The sequence below is a fragment of the Lapillicoccus sp. genome (assembly GCF_036559105.1).
Taxonomy (GTDB): domain Bacteria; phylum Actinomycetota; class Actinomycetes; order Actinomycetales; family Dermatophilaceae; genus Lapillicoccus.
The window spans coordinates 81,275-103,764 of sequence record NZ_DATBTV010000122.1 but is presented as its reverse complement, the minus strand read 5'-3'; the positions used below and the strand labels follow the sequence as shown (position 1 = coordinate 103,764).

The 22,490-nt window shown below is 71.6% G+C and carries 22 protein-coding genes and 1 pseudogene; 8 read left to right on the top strand and 15 right to left on the bottom strand.

Features of this window, described 5'->3' with window-relative positions; translation table 11 throughout:
- A partial coding sequence (locus VIG79_RS15585; RefSeq protein ID WP_331887313.1) for an aldo/keto reductase occupies positions 1–858 on the top strand: 858 nt, incomplete at its 5' end.
- Here the strand turns inward: VIG79_RS15585 and VIG79_RS15580 are convergent.
- The 6 genes from VIG79_RS15580 to VIG79_RS15555 form a co-directional block, all read right to left on the bottom strand.
- A complete protein-coding gene (locus tag VIG79_RS15580; RefSeq protein ID WP_331887311.1) occupies positions 855–1,436 on the bottom strand; it encodes a DUF6529 family protein in 582 nt (193 codons plus the stop codon). The genes VIG79_RS15585 and VIG79_RS15580 overlap by 4 nt on opposite strands.
- A gap of 79 nt (positions 1,437–1,515) precedes the next feature.
- Positions 1,516–2,151: an MBL fold metallo-hydrolase gene (locus VIG79_RS15575; RefSeq protein ID WP_331887309.1), complete on the bottom strand. Its 636-nt coding sequence runs from the start codon at positions 2,149–2,151 to the stop codon at positions 1,516–1,518.
- 19 nt (positions 2,152–2,170) lie between these two features.
- The gene (locus VIG79_RS15570) at positions 2,171–3,205 is read right to left on the bottom strand and encodes a sulfate/molybdate ABC transporter ATP-binding protein (RefSeq protein ID WP_331887307.1); all 1,035 of its coding nucleotides are present in this window, start codon (positions 3,203–3,205) and stop codon (positions 2,171–2,173) included.
- Positions 3,202–4,008, bottom strand: a complete 807-nt coding sequence (locus tag VIG79_RS15565; protein ID WP_331887305.1) for a sulfate ABC transporter permease — start codon at positions 4,006–4,008, stop codon at positions 3,202–3,204. Before VIG79_RS15565 ends, VIG79_RS15570 begins: the two co-directional genes overlap by 4 nt.
- On the bottom strand, positions 4,005–4,868 hold the full coding sequence (gene cysT / locus VIG79_RS15560; RefSeq protein WP_331887303.1) for a sulfate ABC transporter permease subunit CysT: 864 nt from the start codon (positions 4,866–4,868) through the stop codon (positions 4,005–4,007). The genes VIG79_RS15565 and cysT overlap by 4 nt, the downstream gene beginning before the upstream one ends.
- 4 nt (positions 4,869–4,872) lie before the next feature.
- Positions 4,873–5,925, bottom strand: coding sequence for a sulfate ABC transporter substrate-binding protein (locus VIG79_RS15555; protein ID WP_331887301.1), 1,053 nt, complete (start codon positions 5,923–5,925; stop codon positions 4,873–4,875).
- A gap of 168 nt (positions 5,926–6,093) precedes the next feature.
- On the opposite strand from VIG79_RS15555, the gene VIG79_RS15550 reads away from it, so the two are divergent.
- Positions 6,094–6,528 (top strand): Fur family transcriptional regulator, encoded by a 435-nt coding sequence (locus tag VIG79_RS15550; protein ID WP_331887299.1) that lies wholly within the window; start codon positions 6,094–6,096, stop codon positions 6,526–6,528.
- A 3-nt stretch (positions 6,529–6,531) separates the two neighbouring features.
- Positions 6,532–8,769: a catalase/peroxidase HPI gene (gene katG, locus VIG79_RS15545; protein ID WP_414672643.1), complete on the top strand. Its 2,238-nt coding sequence runs from the start codon at positions 6,532–6,534 to the stop codon at positions 8,767–8,769.
- Positions 8,770–8,850: 81 nt separating this feature from the next.
- Here the strand turns inward: katG and VIG79_RS15540 are convergent, their stop codons facing one another.
- The 5 genes from VIG79_RS15540 to VIG79_RS15520 all read right to left on the bottom strand — a co-directional run bounded on the left by VIG79_RS15540 (position 8,851) and on the right by VIG79_RS15520 (position 14,120).
- On the bottom strand, positions 8,851–10,215 hold the full coding sequence (locus VIG79_RS15540) for an FAD-binding oxidoreductase (protein ID WP_331887295.1): 1,365 nt from the start codon (positions 10,213–10,215) through the stop codon (positions 8,851–8,853).
- A gap of 16 nt (positions 10,216–10,231) precedes the next feature.
- Positions 10,232–11,431, bottom strand: coding sequence for a phosphoglycerate dehydrogenase (gene serA, locus VIG79_RS15535; protein ID WP_331887293.1), 1,200 nt, complete (start codon positions 11,429–11,431; stop codon positions 10,232–10,234).
- 4 nt (positions 11,432–11,435) lie between these two features.
- Positions 11,436–12,167, bottom strand: a complete 732-nt coding sequence (locus VIG79_RS15530) for a GAF and ANTAR domain-containing protein (protein ID WP_331887291.1) — start codon at positions 12,165–12,167, stop codon at positions 11,436–11,438.
- 53 nt (positions 12,168–12,220) lie between these two features.
- Entirely contained in the window at positions 12,221–12,946 is a 726-nt protein-coding gene (locus VIG79_RS15525) for an ANTAR domain-containing protein (protein ID WP_331887289.1), read from the bottom strand.
- Positions 12,947–13,031: 85 nt separating this feature from the next.
- A complete protein-coding gene (locus tag VIG79_RS15520; RefSeq protein ID WP_331887287.1) occupies positions 13,032–14,120 on the bottom strand; it encodes an acyl-CoA desaturase in 1,089 nt (362 codons plus the stop codon).
- 80 nt (positions 14,121–14,200) lie between these two features.
- Between VIG79_RS15520 and VIG79_RS15515 the strand changes: the two genes are divergently transcribed.
- The gene (locus tag VIG79_RS15515; protein ID WP_331887285.1) at positions 14,201–15,298 is read left to right on the top strand and encodes an alpha/beta fold hydrolase; all 1,098 of its coding nucleotides are present in this window, start codon (positions 14,201–14,203) and stop codon (positions 15,296–15,298) included.
- 222 nt (positions 15,299–15,520) lie between these two features.
- Here the strand turns inward: VIG79_RS15515 and VIG79_RS15510 are convergent.
- The 3 genes and pseudogenes from VIG79_RS15510 to VIG79_RS15500 all read right to left on the bottom strand — a co-directional run.
- Positions 15,521–15,640 (bottom strand): annotated as a pseudogene (locus VIG79_RS15510) (Ppx/GppA family phosphatase); the annotation flags it as partial.
- A 122-nt stretch (positions 15,641–15,762) separates the two neighbouring features.
- Entirely contained in the window at positions 15,763–16,656 is an 894-nt protein-coding gene (locus VIG79_RS15505; protein ID WP_331887281.1) for a Gfo/Idh/MocA family oxidoreductase, read from the bottom strand.
- Positions 16,653–17,894, bottom strand: coding sequence for an MFS transporter (locus VIG79_RS15500; protein WP_331887279.1), 1,242 nt, complete (start codon positions 17,892–17,894; stop codon positions 16,653–16,655). The genes VIG79_RS15505 and VIG79_RS15500 overlap by 4 nt, the downstream gene beginning before the upstream one ends.
- 102 nt (positions 17,895–17,996) lie before the next feature.
- On the opposite strand from VIG79_RS15500, the gene VIG79_RS15495 reads away from it, so the two are divergent.
- From VIG79_RS15495 to VIG79_RS15485, 3 genes are all read left to right on the top strand, one after another.
- Positions 17,997–19,325: a D-arabinono-1,4-lactone oxidase gene (locus VIG79_RS15495; protein WP_331887277.1), complete on the top strand. Its 1,329-nt coding sequence runs from the start codon at positions 17,997–17,999 to the stop codon at positions 19,323–19,325.
- Positions 19,322–20,506, top strand: a complete 1,185-nt coding sequence (locus tag VIG79_RS15490) for an amino acid deaminase/aldolase (protein ID WP_331887275.1) — start codon at positions 19,322–19,324, stop codon at positions 20,504–20,506. Before VIG79_RS15495 ends, VIG79_RS15490 begins: the two co-directional genes overlap by 4 nt.
- Positions 20,507–20,741: 235 nt before the next feature.
- Positions 20,742–20,954, top strand: coding sequence for a hypothetical protein (locus VIG79_RS15485; RefSeq protein WP_331887273.1), 213 nt, complete (start codon positions 20,742–20,744; stop codon positions 20,952–20,954).
- On the opposite strand, the gene VIG79_RS15480 is transcribed toward VIG79_RS15485, so the two are convergent.
- On the bottom strand, positions 20,951–21,547 hold the full coding sequence (locus VIG79_RS15480) for a hypothetical protein (protein WP_331887271.1): 597 nt from the start codon (positions 21,545–21,547) through the stop codon (positions 20,951–20,953). The two genes, VIG79_RS15485 and VIG79_RS15480, sit on opposite strands and share 4 nt — an antisense overlap.
- A 65-nt stretch (positions 21,548–21,612) precedes the next feature.
- On the opposite strand from VIG79_RS15480, the gene VIG79_RS15475 reads away from it, so the two are divergent.
- On the top strand, positions 21,613–22,125 hold the full coding sequence (locus tag VIG79_RS15475; protein ID WP_331887269.1) for a VOC family protein: 513 nt from the start codon (positions 21,613–21,615) through the stop codon (positions 22,123–22,125).
- Positions 22,126–22,490 lie beyond the last annotated feature (365 nt).

Here is a 22,490-nt window from a genome sequence, read left to right as displayed (position 1 = left end):
CGCAGGCTCGGACGTCTCGGCCACGACAGCTCAGTGCTCATCTACGGGGCGGCCGCACTCAGCGACGTGACCCAGGACGTCGCCGACCGGTCGATCCAGGAGGCCCTGGACGGCGGCATCAACCACCTGGACGTCGCCGCGAGCTACGGCGACGCCGAGCTGCGGCTCGGGCCGTGGATGCCGCAGATCCGGGACCGGGTCTTTCTGGCCACCAAGACCGGACAGCGGGACCGCGACTCGGCCTGGCGCGAGATCAACGCGTCCCTCGAGCGGCTGCAGACCGACCGGGTCGACCTGATCCAGCTGCATGCGGTCGGCGACCTCGGTGAGCTGGACCTGGCGACCGGCGCCGACGGCGCGCTTGCCGCGGCTACGCGGGCGCTGGACGAGGGTCTCGTGGGCGCCGTGGGCATCACCGGTCACGGCTGGACCGCACCCGCCACGCACCTCGAGGCGCTGCGCCGGTACCCGTTCGCGACAGTGCTGACGCCGCTCAACCCCGTGCTCTGGCGCGATGACGCCTACCGCGCGGACTACCAGGCGCTGGTCGACGAGGTCCGCCGGCAGGACGCCGGGCTGATGACCATCAAGACCGGGTCGCGCCGGAACTGGCCCGAGGGCGCCGAGAAGACGCATACGACCTGGTACGAGCCGTTCGACGAGCAGGACCGCATCACGGCCGCGGTGTCGTGGGTGCTTTCGCACGACGAGGTCACCGGCATCCCCACGGCGGGCGACGTCTCGCTGCTGCGCCTGTTCCTCGAGGCGGAGCGGAACCGCGTCTCCCCCGCCGACGGCGAGGCCTCGTTGTCGAGCGACACCGACTACGCGTCGCCGTTCGTCGCGATGCCCTTCTAGCCAGACGTCGGCCAGCCTCGAGTGCTGACGTACCAGCCGGCCGAGGTCAGCACCGCGGCGATCAACAGTGCGAAGAGCAGGCCACCGGCCAGGGGCAGGAACCATCCTGGTGCGCGCCGCGACCGGACGGCGGCCGCCTTGACGACGAACGCGCCCATGACGGCGCAGCCGAGCACCCCGTGCACGACGGTCCGGGTCCCGACCGGCTCACCGTCCTTGAGCGTGCCGCTCTCGAGGCCGAGCGCCCACAGGCAGCTGTAGGCGACGAACACGGCGAGGATGACGGCGATCGCGCCGGAGAGGCGGTGGGCGGGGCCGACCCAGGCCGGCGCCGGGCGGCCGAGCCGGCCGTAGATCCAGAGACCACCGAGGATCTGAAGCACGGCGAGCACGCCGACGACGGTCGCCAGGACGACCTTCATGTCGATGACGGTGCGGAAGCCCAGCGTCGTCGTCCCCTGGAGCGTCGGGTCGTGGATCTTCCCGAACACGCCCACGAGGACGGCGACCACGGCGCCGACGGCGAACGCGGTGAGGGGAACGGCGAGGCTCTTCGTCGGAGCGGTGGTGTCGGCCACGAGACCAGAGTCCTCCGCGCAGGGCCCCGTTGGGAATCACCCCGCCGGCATGCGTGTCGGCGCGGGTCGGCGGCGTGGGTCAGGCCGACGTCCGGAGCAGCTCGGCGATCGAGCGCGAGGCACCCGCGAACGGGTCACCGTGGGACGGGACGCCGTGCTCCAGGCCGCGGTCGGCCAGCGCGTGCAGCGTCGCCTCGGCCTGGTCGGCGTTCTCGGTGAACTGCGCCGGTCCACGCTCCAGGCGACCGATGTTCCCGACGACGTCGCCGAGCAGCACCGTCGAGGATCCCGGGTCGACCAGGCATACGTGCCCGGCCGTGTGGCCCGGCGTGGGTACCACCTCGAGTCCGAGCACCGAGTCGCCGGCACCCACCACGTCGACAGCCACTCTGGTGGCCTCCGCGATGACGCGGGCGTCCCCGGCGCCACCGAGCACCTGTGCCTGTGGTGCCCGGCTGACCACCTCCGCCAGGCCGCCGGTGTGGTCGGGGTGGTGGTGGGTCAGCACGATGTAGCGGATCGCCTCGAACCCGGAACCCGCTCGCGCCAGGGCCTCGGCGATGAGGTCGACGTGGCCGGGCTGCTGCAGTGTGTCGACGAGGATGATGTCGTCGCCGTCGCGCACGACGAAGGCGTGGACGACGAAGGACACCGGATCGGGCCCCGCGACCCCCGCGGGCATCACGATGTCGGCGCGCGCCGGAAAGAGCTCCACTCGCCCAGTATCGGCGTGGTCAGTGCGCGACGGGTACCCGCAGGACGTCGGCGAGCTCGGCGCCGGGTTCGGGAGCCGGCGCGTCCGGAGGCGGGGTCTCCGCGACCGGCGACGGGCGGACCGTCCTGGCCACGACCACATCGCCCTCCTGCAACGACAGGGCGTCGACGTCGCCGCGGGTCAGCTGGGCGGTGAACTCGCCGTCCGCGTCGTCTCGCAGCTCGACCCGGACCTCGAACCCGAGCCGGACGATCCGCGTCACCGTCGCGCGGACGCCGTCCCGATCCACACCGGTCGAGCGCTGCAGGACGATGTCGTGCGGCCGGACGAGCTGATCTCCGAGCCGGGACACCGAGCCGAGGAACGACATCACGAAGGCGTTCGCGGGGCGGTCGTAGAGGTCGTCCGGGGTGCCGACCTGCTCGATCCGACCCTGGTGCAGCAACGCGATCCGGTCGGCGACGTCGAGCGCCTCCTCCTGGTCGTGGGTGACCAGGACAGTGGTGACGTGCACCTCGTCGTGGAGTCGGCGCAGCCACGCCCGCAGGTCGGCGCGGACCTTCGCGTCGAGGGCGCCGAACGGCTCGTCCAGCAGCAGGACCTTCGGGTCGACGGCGAGCGCGCGGGCGAGGGCCATCCGTTGGCGCTGTCCGCCGGACAGCTGGGCGGGGTACCGGTGCTGGAACACCTCAAGCCCGACGACCTGGAGCAGCTCGTCGACGCGGCGCTGGATCTCGGCCTTGGGCCGGTGCCGGATGGACAGGCCGAAGGCGATGTTGTCGCGCACCGTCATGTGCTTGAACGCCGCGTAGTGCTGGAAGACGAAACCGATCCCCCTCTTCTGCGGGACGACCCGGGTGACGTCGGCACCGCCGATCATCACGACGCCGCTGTCCAGGTCGTCGAGCCCGGCGATCGCCCGCAGCAGGGTCGACTTGCCCGAGCCGCTGGGCCCGAGCAGCGCGGTGAGCGACCCCTCGGGAATGTCGAGCGAGACGTCGTCGAGCGCGCGGAACTCGCCGAACGCCTTGCGCGCGTGGGAAACCGTGATCATCGGGTGGACCTCTTCCGGTCGAGCAGGGTCATCAGCGCGAGCGCGACGATGGCCATCCCCATGAGCAGGGTGGCCGCGCTGTAGGCGCCGAACGTGTTGTGGTCGTCCAGGTAGCGGCCGTGGACGAGCAGGGTGAGGGTCTGGGACACGCCGGGGAAGCCCGAGGACACCATGATCACGGCACCGAACTCACCGAGCGACCGCGCGATGGTGAGGACGATCCCGTAGGTGAGCCCCCAGCGGATGGCGGGCAGGGTGATCCGCCAGAACGTCTGCCACCCGGAGGCACCCAGGGTCGCCGCCGCCTGCTCCTGCTCCTCGCCGATCTCGTGGAGCACGGGCTCGACCTCGCGGACGACGAAGGGCATGGTCACGAAGATCGTGGCCAGCACCATGCCGGGCAGCCCGAAGATGACCCTGAAGCCGAGGGCCTCGACCCCGCCGAACCAGCCGCCCACCCCCCACAGGAGGATCAGGGCGACGCCGACGACGATGGGCGACACCGCGAAGGGCAGGTCGACGACGGCCTGCAGGGCCGCCCGCCCGGGGAACCGGCCCCGGACCAGGGCCAGCGCCACGGTGATCCCGAAGACGACGTTGACCGGCACCACGATCGCGACGATGAGCAGCGACAGGTTGAAGGCCGAGATCGCCGCAGGGGTCGTGACCGAGGCGACGAACGCCCCGATCCCCTCGCCGAACGACCGCCACAGGATCACCGCGACGGGCAGCGCCACGAGGACGCCCAGGTAGGCCAGGACGATGGTCCGCGCGGTCAGGCGGGCACCGGTGCTGAGCCTCACGGCGCCTTCTCCTCGCGACGCTGCTGCACTCCCGCGACCAGCCGCAGGACGAGGAGCACCAGGAAGGCGACCAGGAGCAGCACGACCGACACGGCGGCGGCGTTGGCCGGCCGGTCGATCTCGATCTGCTGCTGGATGTACTGCGACGCGACCTGGGTCACGCCCGGGATGTTCCCCCCGATGAGCACCACGGAGCCGTACTCGCCGATCGCCCGCGCGAACGCGAGCCCGCCGCCGCTGAGGATCGCGGGCGCGAGGGTCGGCAGGAGGACCCGACGGAAGATCGTCCAGTTGCTCGCTCCGAGTGACGCCGCCGCCTCCTCCACCTCCCGGTCGGCCTCGATGAGGACCGGCTGCACCGCCCGGACGACGAAGGGCAGGGTCACGAAGGCCAGGGCCACGGCCAGCCCGGCCGTGGTCGCGTTGAGGCGCACCCCCACCGGGCTGTTCGGGCCGTAGAGCGACAGCAGCACAATGCTCGCCACGATGGTGGGCAGGGCGAACGGTAGGTCGATGAGCGCGTTCACCAGGCTCTTGCCCCGGAAGTCGTCCCGGACCAGAACCCAGGCGATCAGCGTCCCCATGACGACGTTGAACAGGGCGACGACCGCCGAGGCCCCGAGCGTGACCCGCAGTGCCGCCAGCGCCGCGGGAGCCGTCACGGCGTCCCAGAACTCCCCCAGGCCCCCCGACAGGGCCGTCAACGTGAGCGCCGCCAGCGGCAGCAGCACGATGACGCTCAGCCAGAGCACCGACACCCCGATCGCCAGGGGACCGACGGTGCCGGTGACCCGGCGCATACGAGGGGGTCGCTCGACGCGCTCCGGTGCCGGGGGTGCGGGTGCGGTGGTGACGCTCATGACGTCACTTCGTGGCTGCGTCGTAGATCACCGCGATGGTCCCGGTGTCCTTGGCGAAGAGGGCCTTGTCGACGGTCTTCCAGCCACCGAGGTCGGCGATCGTCCAGAGCTTGGCCGGCGCCGGGAAGCTGGAGGCGTACTCCTTGGCCACCGCCTCGTCCACCGGGCGGAACCCGGCCTGGGCCAACAGGGTCTGCGCCGCCGGCGTGTAGAGGTAGTCGTTGAACGCCTGGGCCGTGGCGAGGTTGGTGCTGGTCTTGACCACGGCGAGCGGGTTCTCGATCTTGAACGTCGTCGGCGGGGTAACGTGCTCGACCGGGTCGCCGCCGCGCTCGAGGAAGATCGCCTCGTTCTCGTAGCTGATCAGGGCGTCGCCGGTGCCCTGGAGGAACGTGTCGCTGGCCTCACGACCGGACTTCGGCTGGGTCGTGACGTGGTCCTTGACCAGGGCGCTGACGTAGTCCAGGCCGGCCTGCGCGTTGGTGCCGCCGTCGCTCTTCGCCGTGTACGGCGCCAGCAGGTTCCACTTGGCGGAGCCGGAGCTGAACGGGTTGGGCGTGACGACGTTGACGCCCGGCTTGAGCAGGTCATCCCAGTCCTTGATCCCCTTCGGGTTGCCCTTGCGGACCACAATGGTCACGACCGAGCCGAACGGGATCCCCTTGTACTGGCCCGAGTTCCAGCCGGCGTCGACCAGCCCGGCGTCGACCAGCCGGGTCACGTCGGGCTCGACGGAGAAGTTCACGATGTCGGCGGTGGCGCCGGCCGCGACCTTGCGCGACTGGTCGCCCGAGGCGCCGTAGGACTGCTGGAAGGTCACACCCTGGCCGGCAGCCGTCGCGGTGAAGGCCGGGATCAGCTTGTCGAAGCCGGGCTTGGGGACGGCGTACGCGTACAGGTTGATGGTGCCGCCCGACCCGCCGGCGGCCGGGGCCTGAGTGGCGGCCGGGGCACCGACCACGTCACTGGACCCGCCGCTGCAGGCGGAGGTCGTCACCAGGGCGAGAGCCGCGCCGAGCGCGGCGACGAGGGTGGGACGACGACGAGGGATGGACATGATGCTCCAGAGGCCACGGGGTCGAGTCGTATAACTCGATATTTCCCATCAGATAAGTAGGACTTATCAATCGTGGACCAGCCGCCGAGGCCTCGGCACACCTCGTCCGGATCCTGGACGCCCAGGGAGTCTTGATGCGTTCCAGAAGACAGGGGCATAGTGAGCGGCGTGTCGACGACCGCCGACCTCGAGCGCCGGTTGCGAGGAGCGTCCCTGCGGGTGACCGTGCCCCGGTTGGCGGTGCTCGCGGCGGTGGATGCCCACCCCCACGCCGACACCGACTCGGTCATCGGCGCCGTCCGCGCCGAGCTCCCGGCCGTGTCCCACCAGGCGGTCTACGACGTCCTTCGGGCCCTCACCGCGGCTGGACTGCTCCGGCGGATCCAGCCGTCGGGGTCGGTGGCGCGGTACGAGGCGCGGGTCGGGGACAACCACCACCACGTCGTATGCCGGTCGTGCGGGTCCATCGCCGACGTCGACTGCGCCGTCGGCGAGGCGCCCTGCCTCACCACGTCCGCGGACCGTGGCTTCGTCATCGACGAGGCCGAGGTCACCTACTGGGGCCTGTGCCGGGACTGCGCGGCGGTCCCGGCGACCGTCTGACCCATCGAGAACATCATCCGGAGCACGGCCCGAGGAGAGGCAGCGAACGTGTCCAAGCACGGCAGCGAGAGTGAGAACCCGGTCGTCGACGCACCGGAGCCGACGGCGAGTCGACCGCATACGAACCAGGACTGGTGGCCGAACCAGCTGAACCTCCAGGTCCTGAGCCAGCACTCGCCGAAGTCCAACCCGTTGGGCGCGTCGTTCGACTACGCGTCACAGTTCGCGGGCCTCGACGTCGAGGCGTTGAAGCGGGACGTGCTCCAGGTGATGACGTCGTCGCAGGAGTGGTGGCCGGCCGACTACGGCCACTACGGGCCGTTGTTCATCCGGATGAGCTGGCACTCGGCCGGCACGTACCGGATCCACGACGGGCGGGGCGGCGCCGGCGACGGTGCTCAACGGTTCGCCCCGCTCAACAGCTGGCCCGACAACGTGAGCCTCGACAAGGCGCGCCGGCTGCTGTGGCCGGTCAAGCAGAAGTACGGGCAGCGGATCTCGTGGGCCGACCTGCTGGTGTTCAGCGGGAACGTCGCGCTCGAGTCGATGGGGTTCCAGACGTTCGGGTTCGGGTTCGGGCGGGAGGACACCTGGGAGCCGGAGGAGATCTTCTGGGGGCCCGAGGACACCTGGCTCGGTGACGAGCGCTACAGCGGCGAGCGGGACCTGTCCGGACCTCTCGGAGCCGTCCAGATGGGGCTCATCTACGTGAACCCCGAGGGCCCCAACGGCAGTGCCGACCCGTTGGCGTCGGCGCACGACATCCGCGAGACGTTCCGCCGGATGGCGATGAACGACGAGGAGACGGTCGCCCTCATCGCCGGCGGCCACACGTTCGGCAAGTGCCACGGCAACGGCGACCCGAGCCTGCTCGGGCCGGAGCCGGAGGGCTGTCCGGTCGAGCACCAGGGCTTCGGCTGGTCGAACGCCAACGGGACGGGCAAGGGCAAGGACGCGATCACCAGTGGCCTGGAGGGCGCCTGGACGCCGACGCCGGTCACCTGGGACAGCAGCTACTTCGAGACCCTGTTCGGCTACGAGTGGGAGCTGGGTCAGAGCCCGGCCGGCGCGAAGCAGTGGCACCCCAAGGGCGGTGCCGGTTCTGACGCGGTGCCGGACGCGCACGACGCGTCGGTGCGACACGCCCCGATGATGCTGACGAGCGACCTGGCGCTGCGGATGGACCCGGTCTACGAGCCGATCTCGCGGCGGTTCCTCGAGCACCCGGACGAGCTGGCCCTGGCGTTCGCCAAGGCCTGGTACAAGCTGCTGCACCGCGACATGGGACCGGTGTCGCGATACCTGGGGCCCTGGGTCGCCGAGGCCCAGCTCTGGCAGGACCCGGTGCCGGCGGTGGACCACGAGCTGGTGGACGACGCCGATGTGGCGGCGCTCAAGGCCGCGGTGCTGGCGTCGGGGCTGTCGGTCGCGCAGCTGGTCGGGACGGCGTGGGCGTCGGCGGCCAGCTTCCGCGGCACAGACAACCGCGGCGGCGCCAACGGTGCGCGGATCCGGCTGGAGCCGCAGCGCAGCTGGGCGGCCAACGACCCGGCCACCCTGGCGACGGTGCTGTCGACCCTCGAGGGCGTCCAGGCGGAGTTCAACGACGGCGCCGGCAGCAAGCGGATCTCGATGGCCGACCTGATCGTGCTGGCAGGAGGGGCGGCCATCGAGCAGGCCGCCGCGGCGGGCGGCCACCAGGTGACCGTTCCGTTCGCGCCGGGCCGCACCGACGCCTCGCAGGACCAGACCGACGTCGAGGCGTTCGCCGTGCTCGAGCCGCAGGCGGACGGCTTCCGCAACTTCCTCCGCGCGGGCGAGAAGCTGGCGCCGGAGACGTTGCTGCTCGACCGGGCCAACCTGCTGCGACTCACCGCACCCGAGATGACGGTGCTCGTCGGCGGCTTGCGCGCCCTCGGCGCCAACGCGGGAGGCACGTCGCTCGGCGTCCTCACCGACCGGCCCGGAACGCTGACCAACGACGTGTTCGTGAACCTGCTGGACATGGCGACCGAGTGGAGGCCGTCCGAGTCGGCGGAGAACGTCTACGACGGCCGCGACCGGGTCTCGGGTGAGCCTCGGTGGCAGGCAACAGCGGTCGACCTGGTGTTCGGCTCACACTCCCAGCTCCGGGCGCTGGCCGAGGTGTATGCCAGCGACGATGCCCAGGCCAAGTTCGTCCAGGACTTCGTGGCCGCATGGGTCAGGGTGATGAACCTGGACCGCTTCGACCTCGCCTGACGCGCAAATCCCGATCGGGGAGCGATTTCGGTGTCATCACACCGATTTCGCTCCCCACTGGTATTCCGGGGGCGGCGGGACTCAGATCCCTCGGCCGGGCGAGAGGATGTGGTTCGGGTCGAAGGCGTCCCTGACCAGCCGGTGCGCGGCCAGCGTGGGCGGGTCGAGCTGCTTGGACAGGGCGTGGTGCTTGAGCGAGCCGATCCCGTGCTCCCCCGACAGCGTGCCGCCGAGCGCCAGCGCCGCGTCGCTGACCCGGTCGAGGACCCGCTCGCCGTGCTCGCGCGCCACCGGGTCGGCGGGGTCGACGATGACCGACGGGTGCAGGTTGCCGTCGCCGGCGTGCGCGAAGGTCGGGATGCCGACGCGCTCCTCCCGGCTGATCTGCTCGATCACGCCGAACATCTCGGCCAGCCGCGCGATCGGCACGGCGACGTCGGACGAGACGCGCAGCCCCTCCGCCGACAGCGCCCGCCCGGTGACCCGGCGGGCCTCGAGGAGGATGTCGCCGTCCGCCTCGTCGACGCCCGTCGCGCCGGCGTCACGGCACAGCCGGGCGACGTCGGCGGACTGGACCCGGGCCGACGGTCCGATGAACTGCCCCACCAGAACCGCCGCCGCCCCGTCGGTGCTCAGCCCGGTCGGGTGGTGCCTCTCCACCGCGTCCACACTGGGCCGGTCCATCAGCTCCATGACCTCGGGGACCGCGGTGGTCGCCATGATCGCGGTGACCGCCTCCCCCGCGCTCGCCAGCGTCGGGAAGACCGCGCGGAACGTCACCGTGTCGCCCGTCGGCCGCGGCACCAGCCGCACCGTCGCCGCCGTCACGACACCGAGCGTGCCCTCCGACCCGACGAACAACCGGGTCAGGTCGTACCCCACCACGTCCTTCCGGGTTCGCCCCCCGGTTCGGACCACATCGCCCGAGGCCAACACCACCTCGAGTCCCGCCACACTGTCGGCGGTCACGCCGTACTTCACGCACCGCAGCCCACCCGCGTTGGTCGCGATGTTGCCGCCGATCGTCGACTCCCGGTGGCTGGCGGGGTCCGGCGCATACATGAGCCCGTATGCGGCTGCGGCCCGGTCGATCTCGGCGGTGACGACGCCGGCCTGCACGTCGGCGAGCCGGTTCGCCGGGTCGATGCCGAGGATCCGGTCCATGGCGGCGAGGGACACGACCAGCCCGTCCGGGTAGGCGACCGCACCGCCGGTCAGGCCGGTGCCACTGCCGCGCACGGACACCTTGACGCGGTGCCGGTTCGCCCAGCGCAGAGCGGTCGCCACGTCGTCCGTCGAGCGAGCGGTGACGACGGCGAGGGGCAGCCCGTCGAGACTTGCCCGCGAGGAGTCGGTGCAGTACGCGCCGACGTCCTCAGGTGCGGTGAGCACCCGCCCCGGGAGAGCGACGAGCAGCTCTTCCAGGAACGGGGTACGCGTCGACACCTGTGCTGCTCCCGGCTCACGCCGGCCAGGTGCGCAGCCAGATCGCCTCGGGCGACTGGCGCAGGGCGGCCAGAGTGGTCTCGGGCAGCGCGACGTTGGTGTCGGTGACGACGTAGCCGTGCTCGCCGCGGGTGGACAGTGACTGACCGACGACGTTGGCACCCGCGTCGGCCAGCGTCCGGTTGATCGAGGCCAGGACGCCGGGCACGTTCTGGTGCAGGTAGCCCATCCGGAACGCACCCTGTGGGGGCGGCGGCACGACCTCGGGCAGGTTCACCGCGAGGGACGTCCCGCCGGCGGCCACGAACCCGAGCAGCTTGGTCGACACGAACGACCCGATCTCCTGCTGGGCCTCCTGGGTCGACCCGCCGACGTGCGGCGTGAGGATCACGTTGTCCAGTCCGCGCAGCGGCGACTCGAACGGGTCGCCCTGCGCCTTGGGCTCGGTGGGGAACACGTCGATGGCCGCTCCGGACAGGTGCCCGGACAGGATGTGGTCGCGCAGTGCCTCGTCGTCCACGACCATGCCGCGGGACGCGTTGATGAACACCGAACCCGGCCTCATCAGCGCGAACTGCTCGGGCCCGAACAGGCCGGCGTTCCCCGGCCGCCCGTCGACGTGAATGCTGACGACGTCGGCCTGCGCGAGCAGCTCGTCGAGCGAGCCGACCGGACGGGCGTTGCCGTGCGCGAGCCGGTCGGCGGTGTCGAAGAACACCACCCGCATACCGATCGCCTCGGCGACGTTGGACAGCTGGGTGCCGATGTTGCCGTAGCCGACGATCCCGAGCGTGCGTCCGCGGACCTCGTGGCTGCCCTTCGCCGACTTGTCCCAGATCCCGTCGTGCATGCGTTGGGTCTTCTCGGGGAGGCGGCGAGCCAGGGAGAGGAGCTCACCGAGCACCAGCTCCACGACGCTGCGGGTGTTGGAGAAGGGCGCGTTGAAGACGGCCACGCCACGGGCGGCCGCCTCGGTGAGGTCGACCTGGTTCGTCCCGATGCAGAAGCACCCCACGGCGAGCAGGTCCTTGCCGGCGTCGAGGGCGCGCGCGGTCACCTTGGTGTTGGACCGGATCCCTAGTAGGGAGACGCCGGCCAGCGCGTCGACCAGCTCGCCCTCACTGAGCGACCCCGAACGCGCCTCGACGTCGTAACCGTCGCGCCGGAACGCCTCGGCGGCGACGGGATGGACGTTCTCCAGCAACAGCACCTTCACGCGGTCAACCTAGGTCAAGGCCCGTCAGCCCCGGCTGGCTGGCCGGATCGTGGATGACGGCGAGGGCCAGGTCGGTGAGCTTGAGGTGGTTCTGCCGGGCGTGCGTCCGCATCAGGGTGAACGCCTCGTCCACCGACACCCTGCGCATCCGCGCGAGCGCTCCCTTGGCCTGTTCGATGGAGACGCGGGAGGCCAGGGCGACCTGGAGCTGCTCGGTGAGGATCTCGCCGTGCGCGATGGCCCGCTGCTGCAGCAGCCCGATGGTCGCGACATCCGCGAGGGCCTGGATGACCTTCCCGTCGTTGGCGTCGATCCGCCCCTCGCTGGTACTGAACAGGTTCAGGGCGCCGATGACCTTGTTCCGGTGCCGCAACGGGAAGGCGTGCACCGCGCGGTACCCGGCGCGGACGGCCTCCGGAGCGAACCGGGGCCAGCGTTCGGCCGCTCGGGCCAGGTCGGCGTTGGCCACCGCAGCACCGAAGCGGAAGCAGTCGAGGCAGGGTCCTTCCTCCGCCTGCAGCTGGAACAGCTCCAACAGCTTGACCGACTCCTGCGACGCCGCCATGAACTGGAGCTGGTTCCGCTCGTTCGCGAGCACCAGTCCCGCCGCCTGGGCGCGGGTCATGTCGGCGCTGCGCGCGGTGACCATCTGGAGGAAGTCGACGATGTCGAAGTCGACGACGAGCGTGTCGGCCACCTCGACGAACACAGCGGCAAGCTTTTCTACGGCGATCATGCGGGACTCCCTTCGGTGCTCCGAGTGTGTCCCGGGACGGCCGGGCTCGACAACTATGGATCCAACCGCACGCGGCCGGCCACGACGTCGCGGGCCACCTCGGCGACGGGTCGTCCCTCGACGAAGGCGTAGGCCCGAAGCCTCACCAGGGCATCGGCCAGGGTCACGCCCAGGTCGACCATCACCATGCCCTGAGCCTGGTAGACCTCCATCGCGGGCGTGAGCAGGGCGTCCAGCGACGCGACGCCGACTCCAGCGGCCGACACCGGGTCGTCGCGCACCAGCATGGTCAGGGCGATGTCGGCGAAGATCCGCCCGTCGTCGATGGTGGCCGGCGACACGGGTTCGATCCCGTCGCGGTAGACGTCGAGCGCGCCGAGGCAGGCCACCCCCACCCGCAGCGGGAACGCATACACGCCGCGGATCCCCCGCTGGTGAGCGGCCGGTGCGTATGCCGGCCAGCGCCGGACGCCCGACGAGGCGAGGTCCGGCTCCATCACCGGACGCCGGGTCCGCACGGAGTCCACGCACGGACCCTCACCGAAGGTGAACTGGAGTCCTTCGAGCTCGCGCGCGTGCGCGTCCGAACCGGTCAGCGCCCCGCTGATCTTCCCGTCCTCGGCCAGGCTGAGTCCGGCCCACGTCGCCGGGAGGACCTGGGTCACCGTCACACACAGCCGTCGAAGGCGACCCGAGGCGCCCGGCTCGTCGTCGTCGGCGATCGGCTGGCCGTCGACGAGCGCCGTCAGCTGGTCGACACGGTTGGGATGCTCCACCACCGGTCCTCCTCGCCGACCCAGGATTCTTGCCCGCCGGGTCCGAGGCGAACAACCTCACCGTACGCGGATCGGCCGCGACTGCCCGTCAGCGGAAGTCGGTCACGAAGGGGCACGAGAACGGGTCACGCTCGCCGAGCCCCACAACGTTGAGATAGTCGATGACGATCGCGTAGGAGCCCACCAGCGACGCCTCCGTGTAGGGGATGTCCTTCTCCAGGCAGTACGCGCGCACGACCGACTGCGCGTGACGCAGGTTGTCGCGCGGCATGCTCGGGAAGAGGTGGTGCTCGATCTGGTAGTTCAGTCCGCCCATGGCCACGTCCACGAAGGGGCCGCCCCTCACGTTCCGGGACATGAGGACCTGGCGACGGAGGAAGTCGATCTTGGCGTCGCGCGGGACGACCGGCATGCCCTTGTGGTTGGGCGCGAACGCGGCACCGAGCAATAGTCCGAACGTGGCCATCTGCACGCCGAGGAACGCAGCCGCCAGTCCCGGAGGCATGACGAGGAACAGCAGAGCCAGGTAGGCCACGAAACGCACCGCGATGAGACCGCCCTCGAGGGCGCGGTGACTCAGGTCGGAACGCTGCAGCAACGTCCGCACCCCGGCGGCGTGGAGGTTGAGGCCCTCCAACAGCAGCATCGGGAAGAACAGGTAGCCCTGGTGCCGCCTGATCCACCGTACCCTTGGCGACCGCGACTGGGCCTCCTCCGCGGTGAACACCAGGCCACCAGGGGCGATGTCGGGGTCGCGACCGATCTGGTTCGGGCTGCGGTGGTGCGCGTTGTGCTTCTTGACCCACCATCCGTAGCTCAACCCGATGACCACTGTCGACATCAGCCTGGCGTTCCACTCGTTCGCCCGGTTGGTCTCGAAGATCTGCCGGTGCGCCGCGTCGTGGGCCAGGAACCCGTACTGGCTGAGCACCACCCCGAGAACGGCGGCGACGACGAGCTGGTACCACGAGTCACCGAGCCAGAGGACGGCGGCGAGCGTCAGCAGGAGAGCGGCACCCAGGGCGGCCGACCGGACGGCGTAGGCACCGCGTCGACGCCGCAGCAGCCCGAGCCCACGCACCTGCGCCATCAGCTCGGAGTAGTCACTGGTCATCGCGGTGCGGGTCGCGCGCTGCGGAGCGGAGGGAGCGACGGCCGGGACCGTGGGTAGAGACATGTCACCTCGATGCGTCCGGACGAGCGCCGTGCCGGGTCCGGGGCAGCGAGCTGGCCTCATGAGATCACGGGAGATGCTCGGTGGCAACCACAGCCCCGCGCGCCGGTCCCCGGATCATGGCTCTCGACACGGCGGACCCGACCGAGGACTCTTGGACGATGGGGTCGTTGCCCGCTGCGGGGTTCCTCAGACTCGGCGCCCCCGTGCTCGGGATGGCGGCCGTGGGGGCGCTGGTCCAGGCGTGGGCGACGCGACGGGACGAGCGGCAGTACCCGCCTCCAGGCGTGCTCGTCGACATCGGGGGGCACCGGCTCCACCTGGACGTCCGCGGCGAAGGTCCCAGGCCGACCGTGGTGCTGGAGGCCGGGATGGGCTCGTTCTCACCCAACTGGTACTGGGTCCAGAGCGAGCTCGCACCGGCGCTGAGGGTCGTGGCATACGACCGCGCCGGACTGGGGTGGAGTGAGCGAGGCACCGCTCCGCGCGACGCCGACACGCTGGCCGTCGAGCTGCATACGGCCCTGCAGGCGGCCGGGGTGCCCGGGCCCTACGTGTTGGCCGGTCACTCGTTCGGCGGACTGCCGGTCCGGGCCTTCGCCCAGCGGTACCCCGGCGAGACCGCGGGCCTGGTCCTGGTGGACGCCTCGAACCCGGACCAGTGGGTGCGCTGGCCGGTGCGAAACGCGGACCGGATGATCGTGGCCTCGCAGCGGGTCACGGCCGTGCTGGCCCGGGTCGGCCTCCTCCGGCTCGTCGACCTGTCCAGGGCGATCTCCGCCGGGCTGCCCGACCGACCGGCCGCCCAGCTGCGAGCCCGCAGCGCGCTGCCCGGCACGTCGGCCGTGGAGGCCGACCAGATGGCCGCCTGGCCGACCAGCCGCGCCCAGCTGGTGTCCGACCTCGGCGCCCTCCCCCTGGTCGTCCTGGGCGTGACCGAGCAGCCCAGAGGAGCGGAGACGCTCACCGCCCTGCAGATCGAGTTGACCGGCCTTTCGACTCGCAGCGTCCGGCGGGTGGTCCAGGGAGCGACCCACGAGTCGCTGGTCGCCCGTCGCGAGCACGCGCTCGCCGTGGTCGCTGCCATCCGCGCGGTCGTGGCCGACGACCTCGAGTCGCTCCCGGACCCGATCCTGCCGGTGGGCACCCCTACGCCAGGTGGTCGAGCCGCCGCAGGATGATGCCCTCGCGCAAGCGCCCACGGACCGATGGTCAGGTCGTCGACGGCGAGCAGGTCGAGCGCCGCCTCGGCGACCAGGGCGCCGCCGAGCAGCTGCCCGGCGCGGTCCCGCGACACCCCCGGCAGGCCGGCGCGGGCGGAACGGTCCAACCCGGCGAGTCGGGAACCCAGGCGGTCACATCGGCGGGGGACAGCGAGCGGGCGACGTACGGCCGCTCATCCCCTCCGACAGGCGGAGCGCGATCTTGTGCGACGACGACGGCAGCGGGTGGGCACCGGGGTAGGCGTCCACGACGAGCAGGTGCACCGTGTTCGACCCGATGTCGATGACGCCGAGCCGCATACCCTCACCGTGGCGATCGCGGGGTCAGAACCGGCGGAGTGCGTCCGGCGCCGACGGCCAGGCCGCGAGCCCGTGACCGGGATCGGGGTGACGCGCTGCACGGCCACGGCCGGCCTTTCCAGTCAGGGAAGGAGGACGGGCTGACCCGTGCCGACGGACACGGCCGCCGCCTCCAGGACGCGTTGGAGGCGGACCCCGTGGTGGACGTCGAGCGGGTGCGGCTCACCGCTCTCGATGGTGTGGGCGAACTCGTCGGTGATCGCTCGCCACACCGATGCCTCGTCGGCCGGTCCGGTGGGCATCGACGCGAACCCGCTGTTGGTGACGACGTCGAGGGTCACGCCGCCCGGTCCGTCCGGCGTGGTGACGGACAGCGCGACGTGCCCGACGGCGCCGTGCCGGTGAACGGTGGAGGCCGTCGTGACCCCGCCGCGCGCTGCCGCCCGGACCTCGGTGACCGGCCCGGCCACCGCCTCGAGCAGGTCGAACGTGTGCGGCCCGACATCGAGGAGCGCCGCGCCGGACGACTGCCGCCACGGCGTCGCGAACGGCGAGCCGGCGAGGGCGCCAGGACCCACGCACGAGCCGCGGACGTAGGTCACCGTCTCCGCGGGAACACCGCGAAGAAACGCGCGGACCTCCGGCCGGTACCGGATCGTCAGCACCACCTGGGACCTCACCCCGGCCCGAAGCACCGCAGCGGCGACGCGTTCGGCGTCCCCGAGGGTGGTCGCCACCGGCTTCTCGAGGAGCAGGTGTCGCCCGGCGTCAGCCGCCCGGACGGCCAGCGCCGCCTGGACGTCGGGCGGGACGGCGAAGGCCACGGCGTCGCACCGCTCGAGCAGCTCGTCGAACGAGCCGACCGCCTGCGCGCCGAAGCGCTGCGCGAGCGCCGTTGCCGCCTCCGGCCGCCGGGCCCACACCACGCTCAGGTCCAGCCCGGACGCGCCGGCCAGCATCGGCGCGTGGAACATGGTTGCCCACGGTCCCGCACCCACGAGCCCGACTCCGGTCATCGGCCGGTCACGCTCGCCGAGCCGTCGGAGGTGGTGGCCGGGTCGTCGGAGGTGGTGGCCGGGTCGCGCGCCGGCTCGCTCAGGTGCGGTCGCAGGCTCCAGACGCCGGGAACCGCGAGGAGGCACAGGACCGCGCAGGTGGCGAAGGCCAGCCCCGGCTGCCCGACCAGAAGTCCGACCACGAGGCTGACCACCAGCCCGCCGAGGTTGCCCGACATCCACACCAGGCCCGCAGCCGTACCTTCCGCCTCACCGGACCGGCGACCGACCAGCTCGAGGACGATCGGCAGCGCTGGCAGCAGCAGGAAGCCGACGACGGTCATCGAGACGAAGCCGCTCACGACCGCCGGGACGACGGCGAGCAGCAGGCAGGCCACCGCGCTGAGGACCAGGCCGACGGTCATCACCTGCAGCTCTGCCCCCCGACGGGCCGCCACGACAGGAACGACCGCGCAGCCGGCCACGCCGGCGACGACGGCGACCAGCAGGATCACGCTGGCCGTCGTCGCCGAGACGCCGGCGGGTTCGAGCAGCGCCTGGCCGAACGTGGTCAAGGCGATGAACGTCCCGAAAGGGAAGAGGACGAGGAGGCAGACCTTCCGGACGAAGGGATCGCGGACGGCGGTGCGCAAGGCGTCCGTCCCCTGCGCCGGCCGGGTATGCCGCTGCTCGCCCGGCCGCCGGAGCGCCACCGAGACCGCGACCGCACCGGCGACCGAGACCGCCGCGCCGATCGCGACCAGCGTGGTGAGCTGCCCGGCGTCCGGTAGCGCGGCCCCGAGGACGAAGGCGACCACCATGCCGGCGAAGGTGCTGGCCGTCCCGACCGCGATGCCGGTCGGGCGGTCCTCCTCCCGCAGGTAGCGGCCGGCCACCCCGGTGATCGCGTTGAGCACCAACGGCTGCGCGATCGCGGCGAGGCACTGCCCGGCGAGCGCCCACGCGTACGAGTCGCCGGCCAACCGCAGCAGCGCGCCCCCTGCGGTGAGCACCGACCCGGCGACGACCGCGCCGCGGAACCACCGGTCGAGCAGGACGCCGGCCGGGATGGCCAGCAGGACGTAGAACAGCGGGAAGAGGTTGGCCAGCCATCCGACGGCGTTCTCGGAGACGCCGAAGTGCTCGGCGGCGGCCGTGGTGACCGGCGCGTAGGTGAGCCAGACGATCTGGGTGGCCGCGCCGACCACGGTGAAGGCCGCGACGACGGACCACCGGCTGGCGGCAGGCGACGTGTTCATCGGGAGAGAGTGTCTCCCACGAATACGTCGTCCAAGGCCACCCCACGACATTCTCCACTCCACTCCGATACTTCGCGGGGACCCCGACTAAGGTCGCGACCCGTGACAACACCCACGACCTGGCAGAACTGGAGCGGCCGGGTGCGCTCCGCGCCGGAGCGCATCGCAGTACCGGCCGACACCGCCCACGTCGCCGCGACCGTGAAGTCCGCGGTCCAGGACGGCCTGCGGGTCAAGGCGGTCGGGTCAGGGCACTCGTTCAGCGAGATCGCCGCGGCCGACGGCGTCCAGGTCCGGCTGGACCGGCTCGGCCGGCTGGTCGACGTCGACGCGGAGTCCGGCCTGGTGACGGTCGGGTCGGGCATCCCGCTGCACCGGCTGACACCGCTGCTCGACGAGCACGGGCTGGCCATGGAGAACCTCGGCGACATCGACCGGCAGACCCTGGCCGGCGCGACGTCCACCGGGACGCACGGCACCGGCGGCCGGTTCGGGGGGATCGCGACACAGATCCGTGGGCTGGAGATGGTGCTCGCCGACGGTTCCGTCGTCACGACCTCGGCCGACGAGCGCCCCGAGCTGCTGGAGCTCGCCCGCGTCGGGCTCGGGGCCCTCGGCGTCATCACCGCGATCACGCTGCAGTGCGTGCCGCGGTTCGCGCTCCACGTCGTCGACGAGCCGATGCCGATCGACCGGGTGCTCGACGAGGTCGACGACCTGGTGGAGACCAACGACCACTTCGAGTTCTTCTGGTTCCCCTACACCGACACGGCGCTGACCCGCCGGTTCCAGCGGCTGCCGGCCGATACGGAGCTGGAGCCGGAGGGGCGTCTGGCCCACTGGTTCGACGAGGCGGTGGTCAGCAACGTCGGCTGGGACGCGCTCCTGCGGGTCGCCGCCCGGCGTCCGGCGTTCGTGCCGCGAGTCAACCGGATCGTCACCGGAGCGCTGAGCCGACGCGAGTACTCCGACCTGTCCCACCGCGTGTTCGCGTCACGACGCGACGTGCGGTTCAACGAGGGCGAGTATGCGTTCGAGCGCGGACGGTTTCGTGACGTGTTCGGCGAGCTTCGTTCTCTCCTGGGCGGACTCGACCATCCGGTGGCCTTTCCCTTCGAGTGCCGGTTCGTGGCCGCCGACGACATCCCCCTGGCCCCGACGTACCGGCGACCGAGCGCATACATCGCCTTCCACCAGTACCGGTCGATGCCGCACCAGCCGTTCTTCGACCGGGTGGAGGACGTCTTCGACGCGGTCGACGGCCGGCCGCACTGGGGCAAGATGCACCGCCTGGGCGTGCCGGAGCTGAGCGCGCGGTACCCGCGGTTCGCCGACTTCGTGGCCCTGCGGGACGAGCTCGACCCGACCGGCGTCTTCACCAACGACTACCTGGACCGGGTGCTCGGCGCTCCGGTCGGAGCCGCCCGATGAGCCGGTACGCGTCCCTGGCGGCGGCCACGGAGCACCTCGAACCGCCCTACGCGGTGGTCGACCTCGAGGCCCTGGGGTCGAACGCCCGAGCCATGGCCGAGCGGGCCGGCGGAACGCCGATCCGGTTGGCCAGCAAGTCGGTCCGGTGTCGGGCGATTCAGCGTCAGGTCCTGGCGATGGACGGCTACCGCGGCATCTTGGCCTTCACCCTCCCGGAGGCGCTCTGGCTGGCCGAGGAGGTGGAGGACGTCCTGGTCGGCTACCCGACCGCGAACCGGGCGGCACTGCATACCCTCGCGCACGACGAGGAGCTCGCGCGGCGGGTGACCGTGATGGTCGACTCGCCCGAGCACCTGGCGTTCATCGCGGCCGCGGCCGGTGAGAAGGCTGCGCCGGTCCGGGTCTGCCTCGACCTCGACGCGTCCCTGCACCTGGCGGGTGACCGCGTCCACATCGGGCCACGCCGGTCACCGGTGCGGTCGGCCGACGACGCGACGGCCCTGGCCCGGGCCGTCGAGGCGTACCCGGGGGTGCGGCTGGTGGGGCTGATGGCCTACGAGGGGCAGATCGCCGGGGTCGGGGACAACGCACCGGGCTCGCCGGTGCGACGGACCGCGATCCGCGCGATGCAGCGCGCCTCCGCGGCCGAGCTGCGTGAGCGGCGGGCGGATGTCGTCGCCGCGGTCCGCGCGCTGGTCCCACTGGAGTTCGTCAACGGCGGCGGCACGGGCAGCCTCGAGGCGACGGGCGCCGAGGACGCCGTCACCGAGCTGGGGGCCGGGTCCGGCCTCTACTCCCCCGGGTTGTTCGACACGTACCGCGGGTTCCGGCACGAGCCGGCGGCGTTCTTCGTGCTGCCGGTGGTCCGCAAGCCCACGCCGGACACCGCGACCGTGCTCGGCGGCGGCTGGGTCGCCTCGGGAGCAAGCGGGAGGGACCGGCTGCCGTCACCGGCGTGGCCCGGCGGCCTCCACCTCACCACGACCGAGGGCGCCGGCGAGGTGCAGACGCCACTGCTCGGACCGGCCGCCGCACACCTGGACGTCGGCGACCGGGTCTGGTTCCGGCACGCCAAGGCCGGCGAGCTGTGCGAGCACGTGAACGAGCTGCACCTCGTCCGTGACGGCGCGGTGGTCGAGGTCGTCCCGACGTACCGGGGCGAGGGGCGCTCCTTCGTCTGAGGGCCCGTCAGACGGGTCCGAGGAGGTCCAGGACACGAGCGGTCAGCAGGTCCGCGGCGGCCTCATCGAGTGCGGCCGCGACGAGTCGGCGACGAGGTGCACGTTCCCCGGGTAGACGGACAGCTCGGCGTCCGGCACCAGCGAGACGAGCTCGCGGGGGCGTCGAAGTCACCCTCCCCGGCGAAGAGCAGCTCGGCGTCCATGCCGGGAACCTGGACCGGTACGCCCTCGGGCCATGGCCCCCGACCGCCCACTCTCCGGTCACGGTACCCAAGAACCGCACATCATCGCTGCGGCTGATCGCACCCGGCTCACCGGGACGACGGGAAACCCCTACTGGTACGCCGAGCAGCTGGCGGTCATCCCCGCCCCGTTCCGCGTCGTCGGAGGGGTGGAGCTCCAGCACACCATCGCCGGCCTGGGCCGGCGGCTGCTCGACGCGAGCTAGCTCGCGAGGTACTCGCGGTTGTCGCCGGTCATGCCCGGCGCGACCCCTGCATCGACCAGGTCGAGCAGGTCGACCAGGTCGGCCACCGGCCGGTCGGCGCGAGCGGCGGTGATCACCTCGAGGTACTCGGGGGCCGGGTCGGCGAGCGGGAGGACATGGCTCGTCGTGACGGTGAATGCCGGCGCACCGTCGATGTCCGGCAGCCGCAGGACGGCGTTGTACTTGCCGCCGAAGCCGTCGTCGGCCAGTGACACCGGCAGCGGGGTCCACTCGCCGACCTCGGTGTCCGGCAGCTCCCACGGCAGTGAGCGACGCCCGTTCTCCAGCGCGAGGACGGTGGTGAGCTCGTCGACGGACACGGCGTACGCGCGGGCAGTGGTCGCCGGCTCGGGCGCCGGGAACAGTCCGCAGAAGGCCACGGCCCCGCCCCAGTTCCTCGACGCCCCGGCGAAGTAGACGGGATAGTCGAACTCGACCCACCGGCTGACGCGGCGGCCCTGACCCCCGTCGCCGTCCTCGTCGCCGAGGTAACGGGTGAAGCGGTCCTCGCTCAGGTTGGAGCCGTAGCCCACATACCAGACGGTTTCCGCCATACCCTCAGGATACCGGTCGGCTGGGTGCAGGATTCGTCCATCACCCGAACCGAGGAGAACAAACGATGAGCGACGGCCCTCCGGACGGCCCCACCCTGGACTCCCTCGAGGCCCGACGCGCTGAGCTGCGGGAGCGTCACCTCCTTCCGCCGGACCGCCGCCCGGCCTCGACCGCCCGAGGGCTGCACCACACCGCCCTGATCAGCAGCGACGTCGAGCGGACGATCGCCTTCTACCAGGACCTGCTCGGCTTTCCGCTCACCGAGCTGATCGAGAACCGCGACTACCCCGGGTCGTCCCACTTCTTCTTCGACATCGGGCACGACAACCTGCTCGCCTTCTTCGACTTCCCCGGGCTCGGCGTCGGTCCCTACGCCGAGGTGCTCGGCGGGCTGCACCACATGGCCATCTCGGTGGAACCCGAGCGATGGCGACAGATTGCGGCGCGGTTCGACGACGCCGGCGTGGAGTATGTGGTGCACAGCGAGGTCTCGATGTACTTCACCGACCCCGACGGCGCACGGATCGAGCTGATCGCCGACCCGTTGGGCGAGATGTACGGCCAGCACGTCCTCTAGGTCGTCGGCGGCGTCCGAGCTCAGATGTTTGGCGGTTTTTGGGACGACCGCCCCTCGAAACCGAGGAACATCTGAGTTCGGACGGTGCTGGCGAAGGGGTCTGCTATGCGCGTGACGAGGTCGACGGTGGTCGTGCGGTGATGCACCCGTGAGCCTCACGGTCACCGGCACCGTGGTCGACGAGAACGGCACCGGGCTGGGCGGCCTCCTCGTCGAGGCCCGCGGTGACTGGCTGCTCACCAGCGAGGTCGTCGACTCGACTACGACCCCGCAACACCGGCGACTTCACCCTGGTCCTGTCCGGGATGGTCGGCGCACCGACCCACCCGTCGACGTGCCGGGTCCGGGTCGTCGACGACCTGGGG